This is a genomic window from Pedobacter nyackensis (genome assembly GCF_032678475.1).
Lineage (GTDB): Bacteria > Bacteroidota > Bacteroidia > Sphingobacteriales > Sphingobacteriaceae > Pedobacter > Pedobacter nyackensis_A.
In genome coordinates, this window is the sequence record NZ_JAVTSF010000005.1 from 1 (window position 1) to 14,865 (window position 14,865).

Annotated in this window: 9 protein-coding genes; 7 read left to right on the top strand and 2 right to left on the bottom strand. The window is 38.2% G+C overall.

The genetic code is table 11. From position 1 onward, the window contains the following. Positions 1 to 313 precede the first annotated feature (313 nt). The 7 genes from R2Q84_RS16450 (at position 314) to R2Q84_RS16480 (ending at position 12,366) form a co-directional block, all read left to right on the top strand. A complete protein-coding gene (locus R2Q84_RS16450) occupies positions 314 to 451 on the top strand; it encodes a hypothetical protein (RefSeq protein ID WP_316817672.1) in 138 nt (45 codons plus the stop codon). A gap of 474 nt (positions 452 to 925) precedes the next feature. After that, on the top strand, positions 926 to 1,531 hold the full coding sequence (locus R2Q84_RS16455) for an RNA polymerase sigma factor (protein WP_316817673.1): 606 nt from the start codon (positions 926 to 928) through the stop codon (positions 1,529 to 1,531). Positions 1,532 to 1,621: 90 nt separating this feature from the next. Then, positions 1,622 to 2,803, top strand: coding sequence for a FecR family protein (locus R2Q84_RS16460; protein WP_316817674.1), 1,182 nt, complete (start codon positions 1,622 to 1,624; stop codon positions 2,801 to 2,803). 227 nt (positions 2,804 to 3,030) lie between these two features. Continuing rightward, positions 3,031 to 6,315 carry a TonB-dependent receptor gene (locus R2Q84_RS16465; RefSeq protein ID WP_316817675.1) on the top strand — a complete coding sequence of 1,095 codons (3,285 nt, stop codon included), beginning with the start codon at positions 3,031 to 3,033 and terminating at the stop codon, positions 6,313 to 6,315. A 10-nt stretch (positions 6,316 to 6,325) separates the two neighbouring features. Then, a complete protein-coding gene (locus R2Q84_RS16470; RefSeq protein WP_316817676.1) occupies positions 6,326 to 8,038 on the top strand; it encodes a RagB/SusD family nutrient uptake outer membrane protein in 1,713 nt (570 codons plus the stop codon). A 273-nt stretch (positions 8,039 to 8,311) separates the two neighbouring features. Continuing rightward, positions 8,312 to 10,414, top strand: a complete 2,103-nt coding sequence (locus R2Q84_RS16475; protein ID WP_316817677.1) for a right-handed parallel beta-helix repeat-containing protein — start codon at positions 8,312 to 8,314, stop codon at positions 10,412 to 10,414. Positions 10,415 to 10,419: 5 nt separating this feature from the next. Continuing rightward, positions 10,420 to 12,366, top strand: coding sequence for a glycoside hydrolase family 97 protein (locus R2Q84_RS16480; protein WP_316817678.1), 1,947 nt, complete (start codon positions 10,420 to 10,422; stop codon positions 12,364 to 12,366). Positions 12,367 to 12,444: 78 nt separating this feature from the next. Here R2Q84_RS16480 and R2Q84_RS16485 read toward each other — a convergent pair whose 3' ends face one another. Together R2Q84_RS16485 and R2Q84_RS16490 are read right to left on the bottom strand one after the other, a co-directional pair. Beyond that, the gene (locus R2Q84_RS16485) at positions 12,445 to 12,804 is read right to left on the bottom strand and encodes a CoA-binding protein (protein ID WP_316817679.1); all 360 of its coding nucleotides are present in this window, start codon (positions 12,802 to 12,804) and stop codon (positions 12,445 to 12,447) included. 75 nt (positions 12,805 to 12,879) lie between these two features. Next, positions 12,880 to 14,421, bottom strand: a complete 1,542-nt coding sequence (locus R2Q84_RS16490) for an NAD(P)/FAD-dependent oxidoreductase (protein WP_316818024.1) — start codon at positions 14,419 to 14,421, stop codon at positions 12,880 to 12,882. Between the last annotated feature and the right edge of the window lie 444 nt (positions 14,422 to 14,865).

Consider the following 14,865-nt stretch of genomic DNA (forward strand, 5'->3'; position numbering starts at 1 on the left):
CCAGCACCCCCTGGTCAGCGGCCCGATCCTGTCTGGGTACGGTTTGGAACAAGCAGGTAGATTCCAGGTACCTTCTAGGTACATCATAGGTACCTCATAGGTGTAAACACATACGAGGTAGGCCTCAGGCACCACTGAGGTCCGAATGATCTGCCAATGCATACCAGGCCACAATGCCACGACACGATGACTCAACTTCCGCCGGAAAAGACCATACCGACCTCTTGTTTTCAGGCCAACTTTCTCACATGGTTCACATGTTCTGCACACATCCTTCACAAAAAGGTACCCGTCTGTCGGCTTAGGGTCAAGCATGTCTGGAGAATACATGAAGAACCAGCAGGCAGTTAATATCAACTATAGAAACTCAGCATCGGTGACGCGGGCTGAAATCAGAAAGCAGCTTACATCCGGCTTAAGAGGCCCGGACTACTATTTTCCGGGTGTATAGCGAGCTCAGGATTATCGCGTAGTATATATATACTACATAGTGGAAACGAAATCGAAAACAAACAGCATTGATATAGCCGTTTAAAACCCCCTATTAAAGAGAAAAATTGTTCATACCAATGTTCAGCTGGAAATTAACTTATACTTAACTGCGCCTTACTTGGGTTTTGCCCCTACTAAAAGCCCAACTAACCATAAGCCCAGATGATTAACAAACTTATACTATGCAAAGAACACCTTATACCAAACATAATCTAGCAGCCTATCACCATGATGACCATCATGGTGATAGGCTGCTAGATTTTTCAATAACACTTAATATAAACTTCCTGGCATAACAACTATTCAGTTACCAACTAGACAGAAGTCTTTCCACTTTTTTTATTTTTCTAATTGCAAGGTTTTTCATAAAATTATATACAGATTTGTTCAGAGCACCATAGCCCAACAAAACACAACCAAATAAGTTATTGAAATGAAGGTGACGGATACAAAAAATGAGTTGTCTTTGCTTACGAAAGTAGCGGAGGGAGATGAACACTCATTTAGTTTGTTATTTAACAGATATAGACCAAACATTTATACCACCGCATTAAGAATTACCGGAGATGAATGGGTAGCAGAGGAAATTCTTCAAGATACTTTTTTAAAAGTCTGGGTGAACAGAACCACACTTCCTTATCTGGATAATTTTGGTGGATGGCTGTACACTATAGCAAAAAATCTGACCTTTAATTCTATTAAACATGCTCAAAGTGAAAGAAAAAAACTCTTAAATATTACAAGAGAGTCTATATCCATTTATTACAGGGAAACCGACTATCTGGCGGAAGAAAACGAATTTAACAAAATACTAAACCAGGCTATTGAACGACTGTCTCCAAAACAAAAACTCACCTATAAATTGATCAAGGAACAAGGCATGAAACGTGAAGAAGCGGCATCAGCGTTAAATGTTTCAGCCGAAACTATAAAATGGAATCTGGATCAAGCCATGAAAAGCATACGTGCCTTTTGTATGGTTCGGTTAAAAGACCTTCCATTAATTATTGTTTTATACTTCTCTGCAAAATATTTTTAAACCTCCCCCCCCAAACACGCCTTATTATTGTCTAACTGTTTTACGCCAATAAGATTCCGCTTGTCTGCATCTTTAGAAGCTGTTTTTTGTATGAATGTACCGAGATTAGAATATTTAATAGCCCTTTCCATAGATAAAAAAGCCACTGCTGAAGAACTCAGAGAAATGGCTCAATTGATAGCCTTACCTGAGCATGAAACTTTGGCTAAGGAACTGCTCTTTAAAGCATATGAGATGCCCAAAGAACTTTCAGATATTGATCCCCAAAAAAAAGATGCCATACTTCAGGCGATTTACAATTCAGAAAAGCCATCGAGAAGAGTATTTAAAGATTCTTCAGATCGGCCATACATAAAGTGGCTTTCAATTGCGGCAACTGTCCTAATTCTCTTTTCAGCAAGTTTCTTCTTTATTTATCATAAAAATGAACTACCTCAGCAAACGACCAAACTCATCAAACAGACTATCGTTCCTGGGGGAAACAGAGCTATGCTTACATTGGCTGATGGCACGAAGGTTACTTTGGATGATACTGATACAGGCAAAATAGCCAATCAAGGGGCAGTACGAATTACTAAAACAGCAAATGGACGACTAGAATATAATATTACAAATTCCTCAGTTAAATTAAATGCGAACAAATTTAATATGATAGAAACTCCAAAAGGGGGAAAATACCAAATCAGTCTGCCCGACGGAACCGTAGTTTGGTTAAATTCGGCTTCGACCTTAAAATACCCGGTAGACTTTAAAGGTAAGGAACGAAAAGTAGAGCTAAGTGGAGAAGCATATTTTGAAGTATCATCTAATAAAAAAATGCCTTTCAGGGTAATAAGTGGCAGCCAAGTCATTGAGGTCCTGGGCACTCACTTTAACGTAAATAGTTATAAAGATGACAACAATTGGGAAACTACATTACTTGAAGGTAGTGTAAGGGTATCCAATCTAAAAAACCAATCCATACTTAAACCCGGCCAACAAGCCAGAATTGAAAAAAACGAAATCATCTCTATCTCCGAAGCGGATATAGAAGAAGTTATGGCCTGGAAAAACGGTTATTTTAAATTTCATAAGGAAGATATTGAAACTATCATGAAAAAAGTATCAAGATGGTACGATGTGAACGTTGAGTTTAAAGGACCAATATCTCAGGAAAAATTCAGCGGGACCATTTCTATGACAAAAAATATAAACCAGATACTGGAAATCCTGGAAATTACTGATGCGGTTCACTTTAAAATTGAAGGAAGGAGGATTACTGTTATGAAGTAATGCTTACTATCTTTCAATAATCCAAAAAAGCCAGGAACCGACGCGAATCGAAGTCCTGGCCATGTCTGGAATATCTGAATAATTTAACAATTAATCTTTAACTGCGTAATGCCGGGCATCTTCGACAATGAACAGGCTAACGCTTAAACCAAACTAAACAAATGTACAAAATTTGGGAACCAAACCTATGCACTCTACCTAGATGCGTAACTAAACTGTTATTGGTTATGAAACTGACCATTTTATTATTAACCACAGCGATTTTACAATTGAGTGCGAGCACTTTTGCACAAAAAATATCGCTGCATGAAAAAAATGCTCCTCTGACCAGAATCTTCGAAAAGATCCGATTGCAAACTGGTTATGATTTCTTAGTAACCGAGAGTATGCTAAAAGATGCTAAGACAGTGAGCATCCAGATTAGAAATGAAGATTTCTTAACTGCATTAAATAAAATATTCGAAAATCAGCAGCTCACTTTCGCTATAAAGAGTAATTCCATCATTGTTAAAAAAAAGCTCAGCTCTGGCTGGTCTCCGCTTTCTGTTACTGAAATAGCCATGGATATTTCAGGTAGGATTGTTGGTGAAGACGGCAAGCCTATTCCAGGAGCTACAGTAAAAGTAAAAGGAGAGAAACAAGGGACAATAAGTGATGAAGATGGGAGGTTCAAAATTAGAAACGTAAATAGCGGTTCAATTTTAGTTATTACCTATCTTGGCTATATCGCTAAGGAGGTAACAGCCAGCTCAGGTTCTGAAATGACTATTACCTTGATTGCTTCTACAAGTGGACTAGAAGAAGTTGTTGTAGTTGGATATGGAACACAAAGCAGAAAAGACATTACCGGTGCAATATCAACTGCAAATCTAAAAACCTATGAACATGTTGCTGTAAACAATATTTTAGAATCGGTTAAGGGCACAGTACCAGGATTAAATGTAGGTTCTACCAATACAGCCGGGCAGTTAGCATCTATTTCTATTCGTGGACAAAATTCAATAAATGCCGGAAGCTCCCCATTAATAGTTGTTGACGGGGCTATTTTTAGGGGGACCCTAAATGATATCCCCGCAGCAGACATAGAAAGTTTTACAGTACTAAAGGATGCTAGTGCCGCGGCTGTTTATGGTTCAAGGTCGGCCAATGGGGTTATTTTAATTGAAACAAAAAAAGGCAGCGGAATAAATGGAAAGCCTAAATTCGATGTAAATATCACCCAGGGGATCAGCAATGAGCTGGAACATCTGGCAGTGTATGACGGTCCTGGTTATATTCAACGATTATTAGATATCAGGCAGGCAAACGGTCTTGAACACGATCCGGCTAAAGTGGCTATCTACCTACAAAATGAAGAACAAAAAAATTATAATGCTACCCCAGATCATAAACCAACATTGGTTGACCCTTATAGTTTGTTCCGTCAAACGGGAAAAACCTTAAATGCTACATTAAGTATTTCTAATCGGACAGATAAAACGCAATATTATATTTCTGGAAATATAATTGATCAAAAAGGTGTAATAGTAAATGATGTTTACAAGCATTATTCAGGAAGAGTTAATCTGGAAACAGATTTAACCAGTTGGTTCAAAGTTGGAGTAAAAAGTTACTACAGTCTCAAAAGTTATCCTGGGGCAACTATTTACGGAGCTAGTGGATTAGGTTCTGGCACTTATGGTTTCAGTCCTTACGCGTCTATTTACGATGCTGCCGGGGCTTATTTACAGTTCCCTCAAAGTACAACTTCCTTTAACAGTCCGTACTGGCAAATTCCTAATGATGCCTACAATAGACAAAACAACCTGAATGGTATTCTTACGGCACTTATAAAAGTTCCATGGGTTAAAGGCTTATCCTATAATTTGACCTATTCAAATACACTTAACTTTAATGAAACAGGGTCTTTCTATGGATTAAAGACAGTTTCTGGTTCGGCAAAACAGGGTTCAGGCGATGAAGCATATTCAAGAAACTATACCACCTTACTTGATCACCTACTCAAATACAATAAAACCTTCGGGAAACACAGTATTGACTTAACAGCGCTTTATTCTACCGAGGATTACACTACAATAGGCATGAATGCCCATGGAGAAGGTTTCGACGATCCTTCATTGGGCGTCTTCGGGTTAGGAAAAGGAAAGATCCAAACCGTAGGTACCAGTGGGACAAAAACGTCGGCTTTAGGACGAATGGCTCGTGTTACTTACGGATATAACAACACCTATACAATTACAGGTACAATTAGACAAGATGGATTTTCTGCCTTCAGTGAAAATCATAAATACGGCACATTCCCTTCAGTTGGTGTAAACTGGAATATTTCCAATGAAAAATTCATGCAACATATTGGAGCAATTGATAGAATGTCATTACGTGCATCATATGGCAGCAATGGAAATCAATCCATTTCACCTTATGGAACGTTAGGAAAAATGTTGACAGGCAGGTATTTTTACGAAGGTAGTAGTTCCTATGTCCCTACTCAATATGTGGGGAATTTAGGTAATTCCGACTTAAAGTGGGAATCTACCATTGGTGTAAATTTAGGTTTAGACTTTTCAGTTCTTAAAAATAGGATAAACGGATCAATTGATTGGTATTCTAAATATACTCACAACCTTATATTTCCACTTGCATTGCCTAGTACTTCCGGTTTTGGCAGTATCAGTACAAACCTCGGAAAGGTTGGTAATAAAGGTGTTGAGCTGAATTTGAGCACTATAAATATTGATAGATCAGCATTCCAGTGGAGATCGGACATTGCTTTCTCTTTGAACAGAAATAAAATTGTCACCATTTATGGAAAAGATGCAACAGGAGTAGAAAAGGACCTGATTTCGCAAGGATATTTTATCGGAAAATCTCTTGGTACCATATATGGATACCAGGTAACAGGTATGTGGCAGCAAGCTGATGCTGATCAAGGAACGATTATGAAAGGAATGATACCTGGTTCTTATAAATTGCTTGATGTTGATGGTGATGGTAAAATTACCTCCGATAAAGACAGGATCTTTTTAGGTAATTCAAATCCGAACTTCCGTTGGAGTTTTACCAATACTTTCCAATATAAAGATCTTTCATTAATGGTTTATTTGTATTCAATATGGGGTGGACATGGCTATTATCAATCTGGGAGCAACACACCTTATAATGACGGGTACGCCAATTCAGGAGCTATAAACCACGCTATATATGACTATTGGACACCAGAGAATCCAGGCGCTATGTTTCCACGTCCAAACTATTCCGTTGCAGCTTATAAGGGTGTAAAATATTTTGACCGGAGTTTTATTAAACTGCAAAAAATGTCAATTAGCTACAACCTGACAAAACTAGTGAAACGTTATGGTATTCAAGGAATGACGCTCTCCTTTAGCGCAGACAACCTATTCACCTATGCACCTGATTGGATAGGAATGGATCCAGAAACAAATAGTGGCCTAACCGATTCGTCTATCCCCTCAATCCGGACATTTATGACTGGTTTATCATTTAATTTCTAAACTGAACGCAATGAAAAATAAAATATATTTATTACTACTCCTTTCAACACTTGGAATAGTTTCCTGTAAAAAAGCATTGACGGAAGTCCCTTTGGATTTTTACAGTCCGGAAAATGCTTATACGAATAAAGCCCAGTTCCAGTCTGCCCTGGCTCACATATACCTTAACATACGAACTAATTTTTATGCAACTACTGATGCTTTTTCAAATTATGATATGTTAGGTATAGATGTAGATCTGGCCGACAACAGAAGTGGGGTTACCTATGTTTCTTACTTCAATTGGAACACATTAAATGCAGATAATGGATTTGCCAACAAATGGTGGGGCAATCTTTATGGTATGATTTCACGAGCCAATACAATTATAGACAGAGCCAATCAGCCAGCAGCAGTATGGACATCTGAGGCAGAAAAAAATGCTATTGTTGGCGAAGCCAAATTTTTACGCGCATTCTGCTATCGATTTTTAGCTAATATGTGGGGCGCAGTACCATTGGTAGCAAACGAGACCAAAGTACCGAAATTTGATTATAAAAGAAGTTCCCAAGACTCCATATACCAATTTTGTAAAAGTGATCTTCAATTCGCTACACAATGGATGCCACGAATTAATACACAACAAGGAGGAAGAGCGCCTAGAGAAGCCGCTTTTCACTTGTTAAGCGAGATAAATATTGCCATGAAAGATTACCAAGGTGCCATTAGTGCTGCCGATTCAGTTATTACCGGTCCTAATAACAGATTAATGACCAACCGTTTCGGCGCATTTATAAATTTCACATCTAGAAACCCTACGTATCAGGGAGCAGCTAAACCTTATGGGGATGTATATTTTGATTTGTTTCAGGACGGAAATTTTAATTGGTCACAAGGCAACAAAGAAGCTATCTGGAATATAGAACAAGACCCTAATATTATTGGAGGGAACAACACAGATGTAAATGCGTCCGGTGGTTTTTTTACGATGGAAAGATGGTGGGGCCCTAATCCCAATAATGTTAAAGATAAGAATGGTGTATCAAATTTTTTAATTGACACCCTCATTGGAAGACCAGTTGGCGCATTGATTGCTTCAAAATATGCTGATTCTTTGATATGGAGATATAAAGACGATTGGAACAAAGATATTCGTAATTCAGCATTCAATATCCAAAGAACCTGGTATTACACTAATCCTTCCAGTGCTTTTTATGGACAAGCAATTACCGCAGCTAATATAGCAACGCCTACAACTTTCAAGGTTGAATGTTCACCGCAATTTAAAAAAGCCGTGTCTGCAGTTCATTATCGTAAATTCCAAGATGCACTGAGTAAACAATGGCATGACAATGGTCGAACGTATAAAGACTGGTATATTATGAGGTTGGCAGAAACTTACCTGTTAAGGGCAGAAGCAAATTTTTTAAAAGGCAATTTAACCAGTGCAGCTGATGACATTAATGTCATCAGGCGAAGAGCTAACGCTACGCCAGTTGACGCAGGAGATGTAACACTTGACCTTATTTTGGACGAGCGGGCCAGAGAGCTTTATCAGGAAGAATTCAGACTCAATACTTTGATGAGGATGGGTAAATTAGCGGAGTACCTTAATAAATACAATGGTTTTATTAAATCAAACGGATATACACTTGATAACCATGTGAACAAAATGCCAATCCCAAATTCTGTAAAACAAGCCAATACTGGCGCAGACATGGGACAAAATCCAGGCTATAATTAATATTTCATATTGAATTAAGCCTATTCTTTTCTTATGCATCTTGTTATTCTGAGATAAATTCAGAATAACAAGATGCATAAACAATGATCAATTAATGAAGCTCTCTATTAAAGCTGTCTTAGTTTTAAACATACCTTAGTTATCCCTCATCTTAAATATTAGAGAGATTCAGGGAAATGATTATTTTTTGAAATCACGAATTAAATGAATATAAAATACTTTTTTGTTTTGCTCTTTCAGCTTTTGTCGATTCCTGCTTTTACACAGAAGCACATGACATTTTATGTGTCATCGCATGGAAGAGATTCAAACCCAGGCACAATTAATAAGCCCTTGGCTACGCTTGAAAAGGCTCGTGATTTGGTTAGAACACGATTAACATCAGGCCAGAAAGATACTATAACTGTTTTTTTACGAGAAGGCAATTATACTTTAAAAAATACTTTTGAATTAAATAACAGTGATTCAGGGCGCGAAAATCTTCCTATTATTTATAGTGCCTACCCTAATGAGAAAGTTAGTATTAAGGGGGGCATTTCTATTCCTGTAGAAAAGGCAGTAAAAGTAAAGGACAAGGAAGTTTTATCGCGATTGATTCCGACAGTAAAGGAAAAAATACTTCAGATTAACTTAAAATCGCTGAACATTCACAACTATGGAGTTCTAAGTCCCAGAGGATTTAGCCGCCCTTATCAGCCTGCCCCAATGGAATTGTTTTGTAATTACAATGAGATGAAACTGTCGCGCTGGCCAAATGATAGTCTGATACGAATAGGAAAAGTAATCGATCCGGGATCAGTACCCAGAAACGGAGACTATTCACAACGTGGCGGCAAATTCACTTTTGACACAAAACGACCAGAAAGATGGGCAAATGCCAAAGATATTTGGATCTCTGGGTTTTTCCATTATGGTTATGCTGATGATGCCGTAAAAATAGCCAACCTTGATTTGGATAAAAAGATCATCACCACGGTTCAAGAAACTCTTTATGGTTTTCAAGGTGGCAAAAAATTTCAGAGTTGGTATGCCTATAATCTACTTGAAGAAATTGACCAACCTGGAGAATACTTCATTGATCGGAACAGTGGTATGCTTTATTTTTTACCACCATCAGAAAGTTTAACCAGTATTGAACTATCTGTTTTGGAAACCCCATTGGTTACGATAGAAAATGGGTCTTACATTCAATTCAGGAACATTACATTCGAATGTGCAAGGGGCATGGGAATTTATATTGAACAAGGTCAGGGAAACCGCATTGAGAATTGCATATTCCGCAACCTTGGCCTGGTGGCCGTCAGCCTTGGTAAGGGAGTTCAACCATTAAATCCTTTGCAACATGCTGGATCGGGCAAGCCTGCATCTAGGATTTTGGGAAGCATTTCAAATCATTTATACGACAACCCTACTTTCAATAGAGAAGCCGGAACAGATCATGTAATTTCCGGTTGTCACATTTATAACATTGGAGCTGGTGGTATAAATTTAAGTGGAGGCGACAGACTAACCTTGAAAAAAGGGAAGAATATAGTGGAGAACTGTCAAATTAATAACTTTAATAGACTCGACCGATCTTATAAAGCTGGAGTAAACATCGATGGCGTAGGTAATATCATCAGGAACTGCGAAATATACAATTGCCCGGGTAGCGCCATTTTACTTCATGGAAATGACCACCTAATTGAGTTAAACAATATTCATCATGCCGTAACTGATGGTGATGATATGGGAGCAATTTATTATGGCCGGGACCCTAGTGAACTTGGAAATATAGTAAAGCATAATTTCTTTCATCATATTGGTAATGATCATGGCTTAATTGTATCTGTTTATCATGATGATGGTGCATGCGGTATGGAAGTGACAGGTAATGTTTTTTATAAAGCTGGTTCGAAGAGTGTTTTAATCGGCGGAGGACATGATAATGTTTATAGGAATAACATTTTTATTAACGCTGATATCGCCTTTCATTTGGACAACAGACAACAAAACTGGGCAAAGGGTAACCTCGTAAAAGATGGAATATTCGAAAAAAGGCTTAAAGCTGTAAATTACAAGCTTCCACCCTATGCTGCAGCTTATCCAAAAATTGCTCGCTACTTTGAAGACTCTCCTGCATTACCTAAAGGAAATTTGATTGAAAACAACGTCTTTGTAAACGTAAAGATGATTCATAATGGCGCAGCAGAATGGTCTTATTTCGGCATAAATTATATTGCCGATAAAGACCCTGGTTTTGTAAATTATGAAGATATGAATTTTGAACTGAACGTATCATCTGATATATTTAAAGTTCTTCCTGGTTTTAAGCCTATTCCATTTCATAAAATTGGATTACTACGTGAAACGGATTCGTATGAAATGAATAAATAAAAATAATGATAACATACAATAAGTCGATCATCGAAAACTTTCACATAAGAACAACAAGTATGTATAAATTGCTTTCCACATTGCTCCTCATAGGCCTAACCTCATTTTTACAGGCAAAAGACGTTGAGATTTTGAGTCCTGATAAGAAAATAAGCCTTATCATAAATACAACTTTAAACAATAAATCTATTTTAAATTACGCTGTTTTATATCAGGGGAATACCATTATTGAGGCTTCGCCACTAGGTCTTGAATTCGAAAATGAAAGCCCTTTATCTGAACACCTGAATATTGTTTCCGTAAAACAAAATGTTGTAAATGAAAAATGGAAGCCTGTTTATGGTGAAAGGGCTGCATATTTAAATAACTATAAAGATGTAAACATCCAGTTAAAGGAGAGCAAGGCTCCATTTCGTTCATTCGCTATCACCTGTAGAGTTTACAATGAAGGGGTAGCTTTCAAATACGATTTTAAAACAAGTAAAAGAATAACGATTACCCGCGAACTAACCGGCTTTAAATTCACTAAGGATTACACGTCTTGGATTGCCCGTGGAGCCCAATCTACTTATACCAAAGGCAGTATTAGCAAAACTGCAAATGGGACCGAGCGGCCTTACGTCATTGAAGTAAATCAACAACACTTTGTCGCCCTAGGTGAAGCAGCTTTGGTAGATTACGCCCGAATGAAATTTAACCGCTCTCCAAAAGATAGCCTATTGCTAACAGCATCTTTAGATGGTAAGGTCATATTTGACACCAACTTTTCTACACCTTGGCGTTATGTTATGATTGCAGAATCGGCGGGCAAATTACTGGAAAACAATTATTTTATTTTAAACTTAAATAGTCCCAGCGCCATCAAAGATGCCTCATGGATAAAACCGGGAAAAGTGCTTCGTGAGGTAACCCTAACTACGGTTGGCGGCAAGGCATGTATCGATTTTGCCGCCAAACACAATTTACAATATGTAGAGTTTGATGCTGGCTGGTATGGTCATGAGTACGACAATGCTTCAAGTGCCTTAGCTGTAAATGTAGACCCATCAAGATCACCAGGACCTTTGGACTTACAGGAAATCATTAATTATGGTAAGACTAAAGGTATTGGGATAATCCTTTATGTGAATCAAAGAGCACTGTCAAAAGAGCTGGACACCATTCTTCCTTTGTTTAAATCCTGGGGAGTGAAGGGTTTAAAGTATGGTTTCGTAGATGTGGGTTCTCAAAGAAGTACCACGTGGTTACATGAAGCAATTAGAAAAGCCGCTGGCCACCAATTGATGCTAGATATTCATGATGAATATCGCCCCACCGGCTATTCCAGAACTTATCCAAATTTGTTAACTCAAGAAGGCGTACGTGGTGATGAGGAGAGTCCGGAAAACCAGCAAGCCCTGATTACCTTATTTACACGCATGATTGCTGGAGCCGCTGACTTAACCAATTGTTATTTTGCTCCGCGTGTCAATACAATGGGTTCTCATGCTTCACAAATGGCTAAATCGATTTGTCTATACAGTCCATGGCAATTTGTATATTGGTATGATCGCCCAGTTGGCTCCCCAATAAAAAAAGGCGGGGCTGGTTCAGCGGCTTCCATTATTGAAGAAATCCCGGACCTTAGTTTTTATGATGACCTACCGACTGTGTGGGACGACACCAGAGTACTGGAAGGTAAAATTGGTGAATATGCTACTATAGCCCGCAGAAAAGGAGAAAACTGGTATCTGGGATCTTTAACCGATGAAACAAGGAGTTTTTCATTACCACTTGACTTTTTAACTAAAAACAAACAGTATGAAGCAACAGTTTACGCAGATGATGCTTCATTGACTACAGACACAAAAATAGCCATCAGAAAAATGAAAGTAAATTCAGCAACCATCTTAAAAACACAATTGCTGAAGAAGAATGGTCAGGCGATCATCATCAAGCCTGTAAAAAAATAGAGCAGGTTAAATGGAACTTGTTGAGAGTAGGTGCTAAAGAAAGAATAAATTATGGCTGGATTAAGTCCAGCCATAATTCTAATATTGACCAGTAGACAACAATACCAATGTACAAGCTTCTACAGGTTCAATTCCATTAGCTACCAATAGATTTTCAAGCTCTGCATTTTCAGTCCCAGGATTAAAAACTACACGCTTAGGTTTAGTTTCTAATATATAGTCATAATACTGCGATTGCAAATGCGTACCTATATATAAGGTCACTGTATCAATATCAGAATGAACAATGCCGGGTTTTTCAATTTCAACACCAGCAACAGATCCATTCTTTATGCCCACATTAACAATATCATGTCCTTTACTCGTAAGCATGTGCGCTGCACGATATGCATAGCGTTCAGGATTTGGACTAGCACCAATAATTAATGTCTTTTTCATCAATATATAATTTACTTTTTATCAGCTTAATTCCTTCTATACACAACCAACAAGAATAAACTAAATCTGTTTTTCCTAATAAGTCTTTAAAACTGCATTAGCACAATTAACACCATCAATAGCAGCTGACACGATACCGCCCGCATAACCCGCACCTTCGGCGCAAGGGTACAAACCTGCAACCTGGGGATGCTGAAACGTTTCACGATCTCTGGGAATTCGGACCGGAGATGAGCTTCGGCTTTCCACACCTACTAAAATCGCTTCATTTGTATAGTAACCTTTCATCTTTCTTCCAAACACAGGTAAAGCATTCTTTAAACTTGATGCTACAAAATCAGGCAATGTATCTTTAAGCATTACACTCCTGGTACCAGGCAGATAAGAATTTTTTGGTAGATCTATAGAAACTCTGCCCTCAACAAAGTCGACCATACGCTGCCCTGGAGCTACCAGATCCCCTCCTCCCAATCGAAAAGCTCTTTGTTCTATTTCAGCCTGAAAATGCATCATCCTTAAAGGGTCGTCGCCCTTTACATCTTCTAAGGTAATTTGAACTACAGTCCCCGAATTTGCAAATGGATTGTTTCTTTTTGAAGGGGACCAACCATTTACCACGATCTCATTCTGATAAGTAGCACAAGGCGCAATAATCCCGCCCGGACACATACAGAAAGAAAACACCCCCCTATTACCTACCTGCTCTACCAAACTATAATAAGCTGGCGGCAGAAATTCACTCCTGACATCACAATGGTACTGTGCAGCGTCAATAATAGCCTGCGGATGTTCGATCCTAACCCCCAATGCAAAAGGCTTTGCTTCAACCAAAATCCCCTTATGATGCAACAACTCATAAATATCGCGTGCAGAATGGCCTGTCGCCAGAATAACCGCATCAGCGTACAACTTATGATCGTTATTAATCTCTACACCTTTTATTTTCCCAAAATCGATGAGTATATCGGTTACTTTCTGATCAAAATAAACTTCACCACCTGCATTTAGTATGGTTTCTCTAATTGCTGTGATAATATGTGGCAACTTATTGGTACCAATATGCGGACGTGCATCAATTAGAATATCTTCTGTTGCACCGTGCTGAACAAAAGCTTGCAGTACTTTATTTATATCACCCCGTTTATTGGACCTGGTGTAAAGCTTCCCATCTGAATAAGTTCCTGCTCCTCCCTCTCCGTAGCAATAATTGGATTCTGTATTTACTATTCCCTCCTTATTAATAGCAGCGAGATCTCGTCTGCGTTGCTTTACGTCCTTACCTCTTTCTAAAACAATAGGCTTAAGTCCATTCTCAATACATTGCAAGGCTGCGAATAATCCTGCAGGACCAGCCCCAACAATAATTATAGGTTTGGCATCCCTAACATTTTGATATTCTACATTGAAAACTTCAGGCACCGGTGTCTCATCGATAAATACCCTTACCTGCAAGCGATAAATCACTTTTCTGGATCTGGCATCAATAGAGCGTTTCAGAATTTGGTAGTCTTTAATCCGTACAACATCCACCTTCAAAGCGTAGGAAAGGTTTTCCTTCAGGATAGTTACAGACTCCATGTCTTCCGGAGCCATGGTAATTTCGATTTCTTTCTGCATAAAACTTGTCAGGTTTTTATCCTGAACGTAGGCAAAGATACAGATTATAAGAATATACATGAAAAACCAGGTATCTGGAAAAATGAGTATCTCTTCCTGTTTAAAGGCCATCACGGTTTATGAATCACATAGCTTTTCCCAAACCTTGGCTTATTTTGGCATAAACGCGATGTCAAAATTGTCAGTATTTTAACATTTCAAAAGCTAATCAAATCGTATCTAAAAAATTACTGTTCTTGATATAAGTTAAAAAGTTTTATAGGGCTTTATTCGTTTTATATCTATTTTTAAAGCAGTTACAGGGTTTTATCTGGAATTGGGATAACCGACCTGCAAACAGAATTCCCGGCAGCTCAAGTATATTTTGACTTAAAAATTGTCAGGTTTTCACGCTAAGTATGTAACAAAGGAACGAAAATTGAGTTCTAATGTGTAAATTAACAC

Bases quoted from the DNA above. Each gene is read 5' to 3' on its own strand.
- R2Q84_RS16485 (WP_316817679.1), bottom strand. From the start codon at position 12,804: ATGAAAAAGACATTAATTATTGGTGCTAGTCCAAATCCTGAACGCTAT.
- R2Q84_RS16480 (WP_316817678.1), top strand. From the start codon at position 10,420: ATGATAACATACAATAAGTCGATCATCGAAAACTTTCACATAAGAACA.
- R2Q84_RS16450 (WP_316817672.1), top strand. From the start codon at position 314: ATGTCTGGAGAATACATGAAGAACCAGCAGGCAGTTAATATCAACTAT.
- R2Q84_RS16490 (WP_316818024.1), bottom strand. From the start codon at position 14,421: ATGCAGAAAGAAATCGAAATTACCATGGCTCCGGAAGACATGGAGTCT.
- R2Q84_RS16475 (WP_316817677.1), top strand. From the start codon at position 8,312: ATGACATTTTATGTGTCATCGCATGGAAGAGATTCAAACCCAGGCACA.
- R2Q84_RS16465 (WP_316817675.1), top strand. From the start codon at position 3,031: ATGAAACTGACCATTTTATTATTAACCACAGCGATTTTACAATTGAGT.
- R2Q84_RS16460 (WP_316817674.1), top strand. From the start codon at position 1,622: ATGAATGTACCGAGATTAGAATATTTAATAGCCCTTTCCATAGATAAA.
- R2Q84_RS16455 (WP_316817673.1), top strand. From the start codon at position 926: ATGAAGGTGACGGATACAAAAAATGAGTTGTCTTTGCTTACGAAAGTA.
- R2Q84_RS16470 (WP_316817676.1), top strand. From the start codon at position 6,326: ATGAAAAATAAAATATATTTATTACTACTCCTTTCAACACTTGGAATA.